This is a genomic window from Bradyrhizobium sp. USDA 4538 (assembly GCF_024171045.1).
Lineage (GTDB): Bacteria > Pseudomonadota > Alphaproteobacteria > Rhizobiales > Xanthobacteraceae > Bradyrhizobium > Bradyrhizobium australafricanum.
Genome location: NZ_JALJZE010000001.1, coordinates 8,217,468 through 8,230,575, shown reverse-complemented (window position 1 = coordinate 8,230,575; position 13,108 = coordinate 8,217,468). Strand labels below are relative to the sequence as shown.

11 protein-coding genes are annotated in these 13,108 nt (G+C 65.9%); 3 read left to right on the top strand and 8 right to left on the bottom strand.

The features are described 5' to 3' along the window. Positions 1–69: 69 nt before the first annotated feature. From accC to J2R78_RS37895, 4 genes are all read right to left on the bottom strand, one after another. The gene (gene accC / locus J2R78_RS37910; RefSeq protein ID WP_028344933.1) at positions 70–1,428 is read right to left on the bottom strand and encodes an acetyl-CoA carboxylase biotin carboxylase subunit; all 1,359 of its coding nucleotides are present in this window, start codon (positions 1,426–1,428) and stop codon (positions 70–72) included. A 24-nt stretch (positions 1,429–1,452) separates the two neighbouring features. After that, positions 1,453–1,950 (bottom strand): acetyl-CoA carboxylase biotin carboxyl carrier protein, encoded by a 498-nt coding sequence (gene accB / locus J2R78_RS37905; protein WP_253608821.1) that lies wholly within the window; start codon positions 1,948–1,950, stop codon positions 1,453–1,455. Positions 1,951–2,002: 52 nt separating this feature from the next. Continuing rightward, positions 2,003–2,476 carry a type II 3-dehydroquinate dehydratase gene (gene aroQ / locus J2R78_RS37900; RefSeq protein WP_253608820.1) on the bottom strand — a complete coding sequence of 158 codons (474 nt, stop codon included), beginning with the start codon at positions 2,474–2,476 and terminating at the stop codon, positions 2,003–2,005. 334 nt (positions 2,477–2,810) lie between these two features. Then, a complete protein-coding gene (locus tag J2R78_RS37895; RefSeq protein ID WP_057019995.1) occupies positions 2,811–3,629 on the bottom strand; it encodes a DUF1236 domain-containing protein in 819 nt (272 codons plus the stop codon). 173 nt (positions 3,630–3,802) lie between these two features. On the opposite strand from J2R78_RS37895, the gene J2R78_RS37890 reads away from it, so the two are divergent. Then, a complete protein-coding gene (locus tag J2R78_RS37890) occupies positions 3,803–4,003 on the top strand; it encodes a hypothetical protein (protein WP_253608819.1) in 201 nt (66 codons plus the stop codon). Positions 4,004–4,021: 18 nt separating this feature from the next. On the opposite strand, the gene J2R78_RS37885 is transcribed toward J2R78_RS37890, so the two are convergent. Then, entirely contained in the window at positions 4,022–4,789 is a 768-nt protein-coding gene (locus J2R78_RS37885; RefSeq protein ID WP_016840097.1) for a DsbA family protein, read from the bottom strand. A gap of 87 nt (positions 4,790–4,876) precedes the next feature. Next, on the bottom strand, positions 4,877–6,283 hold the full coding sequence (locus tag J2R78_RS37880) for a M48 family metalloprotease (protein WP_253608818.1): 1,407 nt from the start codon (positions 6,281–6,283) through the stop codon (positions 4,877–4,879). A gap of 227 nt (positions 6,284–6,510) precedes the next feature. Here J2R78_RS37880 and J2R78_RS37875 point away from each other — a divergent pair, with 227 nt between their 5' ends. Beyond that, positions 6,511–7,698 carry a pyridoxal phosphate-dependent aminotransferase gene (locus J2R78_RS37875; protein ID WP_253608817.1) on the top strand — a complete coding sequence of 396 codons (1,188 nt, stop codon included), beginning with the start codon at positions 6,511–6,513 and terminating at the stop codon, positions 7,696–7,698. 219 nt (positions 7,699–7,917) lie between these two features. Continuing rightward, entirely contained in the window at positions 7,918–9,252 is a 1,335-nt protein-coding gene (locus J2R78_RS37870; protein ID WP_057020000.1) for a dicarboxylate/amino acid:cation symporter, read from the top strand. A 10-nt stretch (positions 9,253–9,262) separates the two neighbouring features. Here J2R78_RS37870 and J2R78_RS37865 read toward each other — a convergent pair whose 3' ends face one another. Together J2R78_RS37865 and J2R78_RS37860 are read right to left on the bottom strand one after the other, a co-directional pair. Then, positions 9,263–10,495, bottom strand: coding sequence for an FAD-binding oxidoreductase (locus J2R78_RS37865; protein ID WP_253608815.1), 1,233 nt, complete (start codon positions 10,493–10,495; stop codon positions 9,263–9,265). A gap of 106 nt (positions 10,496–10,601) precedes the next feature. Next, the gene (locus J2R78_RS37860; protein WP_309145051.1) at positions 10,602–13,082 is read right to left on the bottom strand and encodes a ribonuclease E/G; all 2,481 of its coding nucleotides are present in this window, start codon (positions 13,080–13,082) and stop codon (positions 10,602–10,604) included. Between the last annotated feature and the right edge of the window lie 26 nt (positions 13,083–13,108).

The following is a 13,108-nucleotide window of genomic DNA, read 5'->3' as shown; positions in this document are numbered from 1 at the left end:
GCGTCCCCGTGGAAAGCCAATAACCCTATAGTACGTCTGAGGAAGGGCTGGGTTCCACGGAGTTCCGAACTATTTTGCGGCGTCGGACGGCTGACCGGCGAGGTACTGCTCCAGCCAGTGAATGTGGTAGTCGCCCTCGATGATGTCGGGCTCGCGCACCAGCGCGCGGAACAGCGGCAGCGTCGTCTCGATCCCGTCGACCACCATCTCGTCCAGCGCCCGGCGCAGCCGCATCAGGCATTCGCCGCGGGTCTTGCCGTGCACGATCAGCTTGCCGACCAGCGAGTCGTAATAGGGCGGGATCACATAGCCCTGATAGACGGCGGAATCGATCCGCACGCCGAGGCCGCCAGGCGGATGGAATTGCGTGATCCGTCCGGGCGAGGGACGGAAGGTCTGCGGGTTCTCCGCATTGATGCGGCACTCGATGGCGTGGCCGATGATCGCGATGTCGTCCTGTTTGGCCGGAAGGTCGCCGCCGGCGGCGATCCGGATCTGCTCCAGCACGAGATCGATATCGGTGATGCTTTCGGTGACGGGATGCTCGACCTGGATGCGCGTGTTCATTTCGATGAAATAGAACTCGCCGTCCTCGTAGAGGAATTCGATGGTGCCGACGCCGAGATATTTCATGTCCCGCATCGCCTTGGCGCAGGTCTCGCCGATCCTGGCGCGCGCCGCCGCCGCGAGCACGGGCGACGGGCCTTCCTCCCAGACCTTCTGGTGACGGCGCTGCAGCGAGCAGTCGCGCTCGCCGAGATGGATTGCGCCGCCGCGGCCGTCGCCGAGAATCTGGATCTCGATGTGGCGCGGCTTCTGCAGATATTTTTCCAGGTAGACCGAGGCGTCGCCGAATGCCGACTTGGCCTCGTTGGCCGCGGTCGAGAGCGCGAGCGCGAGGTCAGCCTCAGTATGGGCGACCTTCATGCCGCGGCCGCCGCCGCCGGCCGCCGCCTTGACCAGCACCGGGAATCCGATGTCTCTGCCGATCGCGAGCGCGTCGGCCTCCGAGGTCACCGCGCCGTCCGAGCCGGGCACCACGGGAATGCCGAGGCGCTTGGCGGTCTTCTTGGCTTCGATCTTGTCGCCCATCAGGCGGATGTGCTCGGCCTTCGGTCCGATGAAGCCCAGATTGTGGTCGGCGAGGATCTCGGCGAAGCGCGCGTTCTCGGACAGGAAGCCGTAGCCGGGATGCACGGCGTCGGCGCCGGTGATCTCGCACGCCGCGAGCAGCGCCGGCACGTTGAGATAGGAATCCTTCGACGGCGGCGGGCCGATGCACACGCTCTCGTCGGCGAGCCGCACATGCATGGCGTCGGCGTCGGCGGTGGAATGCACCGCGACGGTCGAGATGCCGAGCTCCTTGCAGGCGCGCAGCACGCGAAGCGCGATCTCGCCGCGATTGGCTATGAGGATCTTGTCGAACATCGCAGCGCCTGGTGTTGACGGAAGCTATTCAATGATGACGAGCGGCTCGCCGAATTCGACCGGCTGGCCGTCCTCGACGAGAATCTGCGTCACGGTGCCCGCGCGCGGCGACGGGATCTGGTTCATCGTCTTCATGGCCTCGATGATCAGAAGCGTCTGGCCGGCGGAGACCTTGGTGCCGATTTCAATGAACGGCTTGGCGCCCGGCTCGGGCGCCCAATAGGCGGTGCCGACCATCGGCGACGGCACGGCGCCCGGGTGCTTGGCGAGATCGGTCGCAGCCGCAGCCACCGGGACGGCAATGGCGGCCGGTGCGGCAACGCCCGCCACGGAGGCGGCGGGCACCGAGGCCGCGATGCTGATGTTGCGCGCGACGCGGACACGCAGGCCGGCACGCTCGATCTCGATCTCGGTCAGATTGGTTTCCGCAAGCAGCAGCGCGAGTTCGCGAATGAGGGCGCTGTCGTCGCTCTTGGAGTCGTTCTTTTTTGCGGTTGATTTGTCGTCTGGCTGGCGCGCCATGCTCTGTGATCCAAAATCTTTGTCTGGTGACGGGGAACGTCAGGATTGACGATTAAGTCTTTGGCTTGGCGTCGATCTTGACGCCGATCCTGGTGGCGAGGCCGATGATCGCAAGCCGGTAGCCGTCGATGCCGAAGCCGCAAAGTGACGCGAAGGCGGCTTTAGCAGTGAACGAGTGGTGCCGGAAGCTTTCGCGGGCGTGGATGTTGCTGACGTGAACTTCGACCGCGGGGATCTTGACCGCGATCAGCGCGTCATGCAGCGCGATCGAGGTATGAGAGTAGCCACCGGCGTTGATGATGATGCCGACCGCCTTCTTGGCGTGGGCCTCATGGACGAAGTCGATCAGTTCACCCTCGCGGTTGGACTGTCGGCAGTCGGCGCTCAGCCCGAACTGGCGCGCGGTGTCTGCGCACAGCTTCTCGACATCGGCGAGGGTGGCATGGCCGTAGGTCTCCGGCTCGCGCGTCCCCAGCAGATTGAGGTTCGGGCCGTTCAGCACATAGATCGTTCCGGCAGCAGCCATTCCAGAGTTTCCTGCTAAGGGTTCCGGCCAAAGGTTCCGAAGGGGGTCCGACAAGGGGTGGAGTGGGCCGGGTTATAGGTAACAACCGGCCGAAGGGGAAGTCTTTAGGTGAAATCGGAACGTCTTCAACAACTTCCTCCGACCTGTTAGATGACTGTCCTAACCTGCGGAAAATGCTGATTAACCAAATCTTGCGGAAGCGCCTTCGGCGGGCGCTCCGGCCCGCCATCCACTGCGCGATGCGGGGTGCGGCCGAAAGCAAGACCCCGCCCCGAAGGGGCGGGGTCGAGATGAAGGCGAGGGCCCGTTTGGGCGCCCTCGCACCGAGGCCGGTTTAGCCCTCGATGATGTAGACGATCTCATGGGTCTCAGGCTGCACGATCACGTAGCGGCCCTTGACCAGGATGAACTGATAGCCGCGCCACTGCGGGTAGATCGTCACGACCCGCTCCGGCACCGGGTAGAAGTGAACGTCAGCCGGAACGCGGGTGCCGACCGACACGTTAAAGTTGACGTTGGTGGCTTCGGTCACGTGCTCCGACTTGATCGCGGTCGTGATCTGGCTGCGCTTCTCGGCCGGCGGAGCCGCGGTGGCCGACGTTGCCGCGTTACCGGTCGTGGTCTGCGTGCGGCTCGTGTCGTTGGTCTGCGCGCGGTTGGGGTCGGCCGGGCTCTTGGTCTGAGCGTTCTGGTTGGTCGTGGCACCGGCACCGCTCTTGTCGCGGCCCTCGGCGTTCATCTTGCCGCTCTTGTCACGCTCCTCGGCTTTCATGTTGCCGCTCTTGTCGCGACCTTCGGCCTTCATGTCCTTCGAGCCCTCCTTGGAGCCCTTGGTCGCTTCGTTCTCCGAGCTCATGCCCTTCGACTTTTGGGTACTGTCCTGCGCGCCCTTGGTGGCAGTGCCGGACTTGTCGGACTCCGCACCCTTGGTGCTCGACTCACCGGTCGTCGAATGCTCGGAACCCTTCATGCCGCTCTTGTCATGCTGCATGGTGCCCGATGACGCACCACCGGACGGTGCAGACTGCTGCGTGGTCGCACCACCACCGGCCCCGGTTTCCTTGTTGGCGCCGCCGGCGCCCTGTGCGTTCGCGAAACCGGTGCCGGCGATCAAAGCCGCCGCCGCGACCGAAATCAGAAAGCGGTTAGACATCGCAATTCCTCCTCGTTTTTCAGCATTGCCCGCGCCGACAACGGGAGAGCATGTGCGATGTTCCTGTTGATTTGCGGTTCCTTGCGGTTTGTTCTTGAGGTGAATGCGCGATGAACGCGCGAGATGAATGCGCGGCTGCTTCAACCGCAGGCCCAGTCGAACTCCGCGCCCGCATGATCGAGCTGGCCGTTGCCGCCGCCGAAATTGAAGCCGCCGAAATGCTCTTCGATCTCGAGATTAGGTCGCGCTATATTTTCGGCTTCGCGCGACTTGCGTCGTTGGTGACGGCCCTTGGTTGCGACCCGCGCGGAATCGGTTCGGGTGGCGGCAACAAAAAATCCGGCTGCATCGCAGCCGGATTTTGTACGCGATGAGCGCTGTCGGAGCGGCGATCAGCAGGTCGCCTTGCCGCAGCGGGCGATGCCGATCTTTTCCTTGAGGTTGTCGACGCCGACGGCGCCGATCACGACCTGCTTGCCGATCACGTAGCTCGGTGTGCCGTTCATGCCCATGGATTCGGCGAGTCGGAAGTTCTCCTCGATGGTCGCCTTCACCTCGGGGCTCGCCATATCCTTCTCGAGTTTCGCCATGTCGAGACCGACCTCCTTGGCGACCGCCAGCGCACGCGCCTTGTCGGCGGCGCCACGGCCGCCGAGCAGCTTCTGGTGGAAATCGAGATACTTCTTGCCGGTCGGATCCTGCATGCGCACGGCGACCGCGACCTGCGCGGCCTCGACCGAGCCCTGGCTCAGCACCGGGAATTCCTTCAGCACGACCTTCAGCTTCGGATCCGCCTTCATCAAATCGAGCATGTCGGACATCGCGCGCTTGCAGTAGCCACAATTGTAATCGAAGAACTCGACGAAGGTGACGTCGCCGTCCTTGTTGCCGAGCATGACGCCGCGCGGCGAATTGAAGATGGTGTCGGCGTTCTTGGCGACGCTCTGCTCATGCTTCTCGGCTTCGGCGGCGGCCTGCCGCTTGCTCAGCTCGTTCATCGCCTCCTCGAGCACCTCCGGGTGCGCGATCAGATAGTTGCGCACGATGGTCTCGATGTCGCCGCGCTGGGTGTCGGTGAAGCTCTGCGCGGACGCCGGAAGCGGCGCGGCGCAAACGCCGAGCGCGAGCAGGGCAGGGGCAAGAAAACGAAGCGCTGGCATGACAAAATCCTTGTTCGCGGTGGCTCAAAAAAACGGCGGGGCCGTGAGCCGGTTTCGGTGATCGTTGTATGGAACTACGGTTTATTTCTAGTTGTTTTTCTGACCCGGCATGGGCTTGGCGCTCACAATGTCGTCAGCTTTGACCCAGCCGGGCGTGCCGATCGCGAACCGCGTCTTGGCGCGTGACGCAAGATCGCGGGCGGTCTTGGTGTCGCCGCGGAGATAGGCGGCCTGCGCCGAGGCGAGGTCGGCCTGGGCATAGTCGCCCTTGCGGCCATAGGCCATCGCGAGCTGGGTATAGCCGAGCGGCGCCTCGGGCTCGCGCGCCATCGCGGCACGCAGCATGTTGATCGCCTCGTCGGTGTAGGCCTTGTTGTCCGAGGCGATCAGCGCCTGGCCGAGCAGCATCTCGATCAACGGCGAATTGCTGGAGAGCTGCACTGCGCGGCGCAGCGGCGCGATGGCTTCTGCCGGCCGGCCGCCTTCGAGCAGCGCCTGGCCGCGCAATTCATGGAAATAGGGATTGTTGGGCTGCACCTGGATCAAGCCGTCGATCTGCGCGATCGCCGAGCGCAGATCGCCGTGCAGATAGGTCGTGATCGCGCGTGCATAGCGCGCCGGCAGGCTGGTGTTGGACAGCGGATAGCGGCGGTAGACCGTGTCCTGCCGCTCCATGAAGCCCGAGATCTTGGCGCGCATCATGTCGTGGCGCAGCTGCAGCGCCGGATCGTCCTTCTTGTCCCAATAGGGGCTGGAGCGCGCCAGTTCCTGCAGCGCGGAGACGCGATCGACCGGCATCGGATGCGACTGCAGATAAGGGTCAGCCCCGCGCGAGGCGAACAGGCTCTCGTCGGTGAAGCGCTTGAACGTCTCGTACATGCCCTTGGCGGACTGTCCGGTCGCGTTCAGGAACTTGACGCCGGCGCGATCGGCGTTTTCTTCCTGCTGGCGCTGATAGGACAATAGCGTGCGCTGAATGACCGCTTGCGGCGCCGAGATCGCCGCGGCGCCGGCGCTGGAGAGACCGTTGCCGCCGCCGCGGCCGCCCGCACCCGCGGCAAGCGCGCCGACGCCGAGCAGCATCGCGATGATCATCTGGGTCTGGGCTTGCGCCAGCTGCTCGCGCATCTTGGCGAGATGGCCGCCGGCGAGGTGGCCGGTCTCGTGCGCCAGCACGCCGATGATCTGGTTCGGCGTCTCCGATTGCAGCAGCGCGCCGTAATTGACGAAGATGCGCCGGCCGTCGGCGACGAAGGCGTTGAACGAGCCGTCGTTGATGATCACGATCTGGATGTTCTGCTTCTCCAGACCGGCGGCGCGCAGGATCGGCCTTGTGTATTCGCGCAGCAGCTGCTCGGACTCGGTGTCGCGCAGCACCGGCGGGCCTTTTTGCTGGGCTCGCGCAGGGACCACGGGGCCGACCGCGAGCGCAACCGCAGTCATGAGCGCGGTGAGCTTGAAGGTCCTGGTGCGAAGCGCGAGGCGGAACAGCATGGGCGATCTATCGGCGATGACTGGCCGCGCCGGCGCGAGTCCGGGGGCCGGGCCCGACCGGATTTGGCGCGTGGCGCAGTCTGTTGTTTTTGCAGTTCTTCTTCACGCGAACCGGGTATTCACTTGGCCTGAAAGCGTTATAAGGAGCCACCGAATGCGGCCAGTCTGGGGCGGCAGCCGGTAACGGGAACCCGAATTCGGCAGCGGCCGTGCAATAGCAGAAATCCATGCGTGAAGCGACACCGAGAGACCGTGTAGGCAGCCTGTTGACAGCGTCCGGACGGAGCGATGTTCCGCCGTTCATGGTGATGGACGTGATGGCGGCGGCCGCGCGAATCGAGGCCGCCGGCGGCCATGTCATCCATATGGAGGTGGGGCAGCCTGCCGCAGGCGCGCCGAAGCCGGCGATCGCGGCCGCGCAGGCCGCGCTTGCGGACGGGCGGATCGACTACACCTCGGCACTTGGCATTCCCTCGCTGCGCGCACGCATCGCCCGGCACTACAGCGACACGTATGGTTGCGCGGTAGACGCTGAGCGCATCATCGTCACGACCGGCTCGTCGGGTGGATTCATCCTGGCGTTTCTTGCGATGTTCGAGCCCGGCGACCGGGTCGCCGTGACCGTGCCGGGCTATCCGCCGTACCGGCATATCCTGACCGCGCTGGGCTGCGAGCCGGTGCTGATCGAAACCTCCGGCGACACCCGCCATGCCCTGACCGGCGAGGCGCTGCTCGCCGCCCATCGCAAGGCGCCGCTGAAGGGCGTGCTGGTCGGCAGCCCCGCCAACCCGACCGGCACCATGATGTCGCGCGAGGCGCTGTCGACCCTGATGGCGGCCGCCGACAGCGCGGGCATCCGCTTCATCTCCGACGAGATCTATCACGGGCTCGACTATGCGTTTCCTGCGGTGACGGCCGCAGAGCTGTCGCCGAACGCGCTCGTGATCAACTCGTTCTCGAAGTACTTCTGCATGACCGGCTGGCGTGTCGGCTGGATGGTGGTGCCCGACGTGCTGGTGCGGCCGATCGAGCGGCTGCAGCAGAACCTGTCGATCTCGGTGCCGACCCTGTCGCAGATCGCGGCCGAAGCGGCGTTCGAAGGCCGCGAGGAGATGGAGGCGATCAAGCGCGGCTATCAGGAGAACCGCCGCATCCTGATCGAAGGGCTGCCGAAGGCCGGCCTGACCAAATTCCTCCCCGCTGACGGCGCGTTCTATCTCTACGCCGACGTCTCCGACTTCACCTCGGACAGCTTCGCCTTCGCCAGCGAGATGCTCGAGAAGGCGCATGTCGCGGCGACCCCCGGCGTCGATTTCGATCCGATCCACGGCGGCGCCTTCATCCGTTTTTCCTATGCACGCTCGGCCGCGGAGATGCAGGAAGCAGTTGCACGGATCGCGCATTGGCTTAAATAGCCCGCGAACTCCAGGAGCCTTCAAACTCCAAGAGCCATCAAGAGCCTTCCGGCGTTCGCTTTGCCTTTCGGATCGGTTTCGCAGCGCAGTGCCGTGGTTTCGCCGGCACTGTGGCGGGCGGATCATCGCGGATAAGCGGCAGGGCCCACACAGTTCCATTTGACTTGAACCGCCAAGTTGATCTTGGCTGTTTCCGCCATTTCTGAGGGGGAGTGACACATGGCAACGGCAACCGTTGTCACGGCTGCGCCGGCGAGCGCCGGCAGCAAGCCGTGGTATAAAGTTCTCTATGTCCAGGTCCTGATCGCGATCGTGCTCGGCGCATTGGTCGGCTGGTTGTGGCCGGGCCTTGCCACCAACGAGTGGATCAAGGCGCTCGGTGACGGCTTCATCAAGCTGATCAAGATGGTGATCGCGCCGATCATCTTCTGCACCGTGGTATCGGGCATCGCCCATATACAAGATGCCAAGAAGGTCGGCCGCATCGGTGTCAAGGCGCTGGTGTATTTCGAGGTCGTCTCGACCTTCGCGCTGGTGATCGGATTGCTCGTCGGCAATCTGGTCAGGCCTGGCGCCGGCTTCGGCAATGCGGCGGCGAACGCGCAGGCGGTCGCCGGCTATGCCAAGCAGGCGGAGGCGCAGAAGAGCGTCGACTTCGTGCTGCACATCATTCCGGACACAGTGGTCGGCGCATTCGCGCAGGGCGAGATCCTTCAGGTGCTGCTGTTCTCGGTGCTGTTCGGCTTCGCGATCATGGGCCTTGGCGAGCGCGGCCACACCATCCGCTCGTTCATCGACGACGCCGCGCATGCGGTGTTCGGCGTCATCTCGATCGTGATGCGGGCGGCGCCGATCGGCGCATTCGGCGCGATGGCCTTCACCATCGGCAAGTTCGGCACCGGCGCGATCCTCAACCTGATGGGGCTGATCGCGACGTTCTATCTGACCGCCGCGTTGTTCGTGTTCGTGGTGCTCGGCATCATCGCGCGGATCGCCGGGTTCTCGATCTTCAAGTTCCTGGCCTACATCAAGGACGAGCTCCTGATCGTGCTCGGCACCTCGTCCTCCGAGAGCGCGCTGCCATCATTGATGGAGAAGCTCGAACGTCTCGGCTGCTCGAAATCGGTGGTCGGCCTCGTGGTGCCCACGGGCTATTCGTTCAACCTCGACGGCACCAACATCTACATGACGTTGGCGACCCTGTTCATCGCACAGGCGCTGGGCTTCGATCTCACCTTCAGCCAGCAGATCACCATCCTGATCGTGGCGATGCTGACCTCGAAGGGTGCCTCCGGCATCACCGGTGCCGGCTTCATCACGCTGGCGGCGACGCTTGCGGTGGTCGATCCGCGGCTGGTGCCGGGCATGGCGATCGTGCTCGGCATCGACAAGTTCATGAGCGAGTGCCGCGCGCTGACCAATCTGTGCGGCAACGGCGTGGCTTGCGTGATCGTCGCCTGGTGGGAGGGCGAGCTCGACCGCGACAAGCTCAATGCCAATCTCGCCAAACAGGTCGACCCAACCGACATGGAGACCGCGTTGACGACGGACTAGTTCTCCTTAGTTAGAACCGGTCCAGCCGATACGGCGAGGTGTCCACCGCGGATGCCTCGCCGTTCATCGTTTCGGCCAGCACCCGCGCGGTCGCGGGGCCGAGCGTGAAGCCCTGATGGCCGTGGCCGAAATTCACCCACAGCCCGCGATGCCGCGGCACCGGCCCGAGCACCGGCAGCATGTCGGTTGTGCAGGGGCGGGTGCCGAACCACGGTTCGGGCTCGACGCGGCTGCCGATCTCGATCAGCTCGCGCGCCGCCGCTTCGGCGTAGCCGAGCTGGATCGGCGTCGCCGGTGCGTCGGGACTGGTCAGCTCCGCGCCGGTGGTGATGCGGATGCCCTTGGCCATCGGCGCCATCGCGTAGCCATTTGCAGTGTCGACCAGCGGCAGGTCGAGCGAGCGGCCGCCCTGGTAGTGCATGTGGTAGCCGCGCTTGCGTACCAGCGGGATCCGGTAGCCGAACTTGCGCAGCAATTGCGGTGACCACGGGCCGAGCGTGACCACGACGTGGGCGGCATCGATCCGGCCGCCACTGGTGTCGACCGACCAGCCGGACGTCGTCTCCGTCAGCGTCTGGGCGTCGCCGCGCAGCAGCTTGCCGCCGAGGTGCTCGAACAGTCCGGCATAGGCGGAAACAAGCCCGCCGGGGTCCGACACGGTCCAGGGCCCAAGCCAGTGAATGGCGCCGGGCAGGTCGTCGCGCAGCAACGGCTCCGCCTTGGCGAGCTCGCGGCCGTCAAGCACGCGAAACGTCACGCCGAAGTCACGCTGGTTCTCCTCGGCGATCGCAATGGCCTGTTCGAGCGCGGCCGGGTCGCGATGCAGCAGGCGATAGCCGGCGCGGCGGATCAGATTATCGGCATGGGCATCGCGGATCAGCGTGTCATGCTCGGCGGTGGCGTAGGCGATCAGGCGCGCCCAGGCGAGGGTCGCTTCGCGGTGCCGCTCGGGCGTCGAGTTCCACCAATAGCGCAGCAGCGGACCGGCGTGCTGCGGCAGCGACGCCAGGCGATAGCGCACGTCGTTGGTGCGTCCCATCGCGATCCTGGCAAGGACGGCAGGATCGCGCGGCATCGGGTAGGGCCGCACCGCCTCGCTCTGAATGATGCCGGCATTGCCGTAGCTGGTTTCGCGGCCTGGTTCCCTGCGGTCGACGAGCGTCACCGACCAGCCGCGACGCTGCAGATGCAGCGCCGTGCTGACGCCCACCATGCCGCCGCCAAGAACGATCGCGCTTTGCATTGGGATCCGTCTCCGTCAGGCTCCGTTACGCCGGCGTCTGACGAACGGATTGCCTGTTCAACAAAAACGCCCGGCGTGAACCGGGCGTTTTGACTTGCAGGTGGCGCTAGTTGCCGCCGCCGAAGCGGCGCGACCACCAGCCCTTGCGGGCCGGAGCCTCGGCCGCAGCGGCCGGTGCCGGCTCTGGAGCAGCCGCGGCCGGCTCAGGGGCTTCCTCCGCGGGGCTCTGAACCAGCGCCGCTGATGCCTCGGGCAGTGGGCTCGACGCGAAGTTGACCTTTTCGCGCACCGTCGAGCGGCGGCGCTGCGCGCGGTCGCCTTCGGCAGCCGTGTCCTCGGCTGCAGACGCCGCGGCGGTTTCGGGCTCGGGTGCCGCGACCGGCTCGACGGGTGCGACCTCGGTCGGCTGCCACTCCGGCGGCTCGGCGACCAGTTCGGGCTGCGCCAGCGAGGGAGCCGGCTCCGCATCATGACTATCGAAATCGGCGACTGCGTCGGAGGCCTCCGACGTCGCCGCCGGGCTCAACTCATCGGAGATCGATCCGGCGAGACCGTCATCCGGTCCGCCACCGCCGCGCCGGCGGCGGCCGCCACGGCGCCCGCGGCGCCGCGGACGGCGATCGCCATTGCCGGCCTGGTCGTCGCGGGCAACGCCCTGCTGCTCGTCGCCTTCGTCCTCATCACCTTCGGCTTCGGCGGCAGCAACCGCCTCGGTGCCTTCGGGCAGGACATGCATGAGATCGCCGTCCTCGCGCGGCTGCTGGGCGCCTTCACGCGCCTCGCTGCCGCCGCGGCCGCGACGCCGGCGGCGCCGCTTGCGGCGCTGACCGTCGCCTTCGCCCTCGGCGGAGCCTGCTTCATCACCGGCCGCCCGCTCGTCGGCGAGGCCTTCGGTCTCGTCGGTCTCGATCTCGGCCTCGTATTCGAACAGCTCTTCCTCGTCATCGGCCTCTTCGGCCTGGGCCGGCGCAGCGGCAGCCTGCGCAGCGAGCAGCGCCTTGGCCGCTTCGAGCGTATGCACCTGTTCGCCGCGGTCGATGATGTAGGACTGCTGGCCGTGCACCGTGGCGTCCGCGACGATCGACAGCGAAACCCGGAAGGAGTCTTCGAGGTCGCGCAGATGACCGCGCTTGTGATTGAGCACGTAGAGCGCGACGTCGGTGCGGGTGCGGACCACCAGATTGTGGGTCGCGCCCTTCATCAGGATTTCCTCGATGCCGCGCAACAGCTGCAGCGCCACCGATGAGACCGAGCGGACGTGACCGCTTCCGCCGCATTGCGGGCAGGGCTCCGTCGAGCTTTCGAGCACGCTGGCGCGGATGCGCTGGCGCGACATTTCCAAGAGGCCGAAATGCGAGATGCGGCCGACCTGGATCCGCGCACGGTCCTGGCGCAGGCAGTCGGACAGCTTGCGCTCGACCGCGCGGTTGTTGCGCTTCTCGTCCATGTCGATGAAGTCGATGACGATCAGGCCGGCGAGGTCACGCAGGCGCAATTGGCGCGCGACTTCTTCCGCCGCTTCCAGATTGGTCTTGAGCGCAGTGTCCTCGATATGGTGCTCGCGCGTCGCCCGTCCGGAGTTGACGTCGATCGAGACCAGCGCCTCGGTCTGGTTGATCACGATGTAGCCGCCGGAGCGCAACTGCACGGTCGGCGAGAACATCGCGTCGAGCTGGCTTTCGACGCCCATGCGCGAGAACAGCGGCTGGCCGTCGCGATATTGCTTCACCGCCCGCACATTGGCCGGCATCAGCATCTTCATGAAGTCGCGCGCTTCACGGTAGCCGGCTTCGCCCGCCACCTGGATCTCGTCGATCTCCTTGTTGTAGAGGTCGCGCAGCGAGCGCTTGATCAGCGAGCCTTCTTCGTAGACCAGCGTCGGCGCCTGCGACTTCAGCGTCAGGTCGCGCACCGTTTCCCACATCCGGATCAGGTATTCGAAGTCGCGCTTGATCTCCGGCTTGCTGCGGGAGGCGCCGGCGGTGCGCAGGATGATCCCCATGCCCTCGGGCACGTCGAGATCCTGCACCACTTCCTTCAGCCGCGAACGGTCCTGGGCGGAGGTGATCTTGCGGCTGATGCCGCCGCCGCGCGCGGTGTTGGGCATCAGCACGGCGTAGCGGCCGGCGAGCGACAGATAGGTGGTCAGCGCGGCGCCCTTGTTGCCGCGCTCTTCCTTGACGACCTGCACCAGCATCACCTGCCGGCGCTTGATCACTTCCTGGATCTTGTACTGGCGGCGCGGACGGAACGGGCGCTCCGGAACCTCCTCGAGCACATCGTCGCCGCCGACCGACTCGACGACGTCCTCTTCCTCGCCTTCCTCGCCGTCATCCTCTTCGTCATCTTCGCCGGCCTCGTCGCCAGGCCCGGTCTCTGGCGCGACCACCTCGGCGAGCGCGCCGTATTCGGCGACCGCGTGCTCATCGGCGGCGGCGTGAACCTCGTCGGACGCCACATGCGGCGCGTCGTCGGCATGCGCGGCGTTTTCCTCGATCTGCTCCTCATGGGCGCGCTCGGGCTCATGATTGACCTCGACCGTCTCGACGGTCTCGGGCGCGGCCGACGCGGCGGAGGCTTCGACCACAGCAACGACGGGGTCGGACGGGGCGT

What these genes read in the sequence shown, in the direction of transcription:
- aroQ (WP_253608820.1), bottom strand. Translation starts at nt 2,476, where the DNA reads ATGGCTGCTGCCGGAACGATCTATGTGCTGAACGGCCCGAACCTCAAT.
- accC (WP_028344933.1), bottom strand. Translation starts at nt 1,428, where the DNA reads ATGTTCGACAAGATCCTCATAGCCAATCGCGGCGAGATCGCGCTTCGC.
- J2R78_RS37885 (WP_016840097.1), bottom strand. Translation starts at nt 4,789, where the DNA reads ATGCCAGCGCTTCGTTTTCTTGCCCCTGCCCTGCTCGCGCTCGGCGTT.
- J2R78_RS37895 (WP_057019995.1), bottom strand. Translation starts at nt 3,629, where the DNA reads ATGTCTAACCGCTTTCTGATTTCGGTCGCGGCGGCGGCTTTGATCGCC.
- J2R78_RS37890 (WP_253608819.1), top strand. Translation starts at nt 3,803, where the DNA reads ATGATCGAGCTGGCCGTTGCCGCCGCCGAAATTGAAGCCGCCGAAATG.
- accB (WP_253608821.1), bottom strand. Translation starts at nt 1,950, where the DNA reads ATGGCGCGCCAGCCAGACGACAAATCAACCGCAAAAAAGAACGACTCC.
- J2R78_RS37880 (WP_253608818.1), bottom strand. Translation starts at nt 6,283, where the DNA reads ATGCTGTTCCGCCTCGCGCTTCGCACCAGGACCTTCAAGCTCACCGCG.
- J2R78_RS37875 (WP_253608817.1), top strand. Translation starts at nt 6,511, where the DNA reads ATGCGTGAAGCGACACCGAGAGACCGTGTAGGCAGCCTGTTGACAGCG.
- J2R78_RS37870 (WP_057020000.1), top strand. Translation starts at nt 7,918, where the DNA reads ATGGCAACGGCAACCGTTGTCACGGCTGCGCCGGCGAGCGCCGGCAGC.
- J2R78_RS37865 (WP_253608815.1), bottom strand. Translation starts at nt 10,495, where the DNA reads ATGCAAAGCGCGATCGTTCTTGGCGGCGGCATGGTGGGCGTCAGCACG.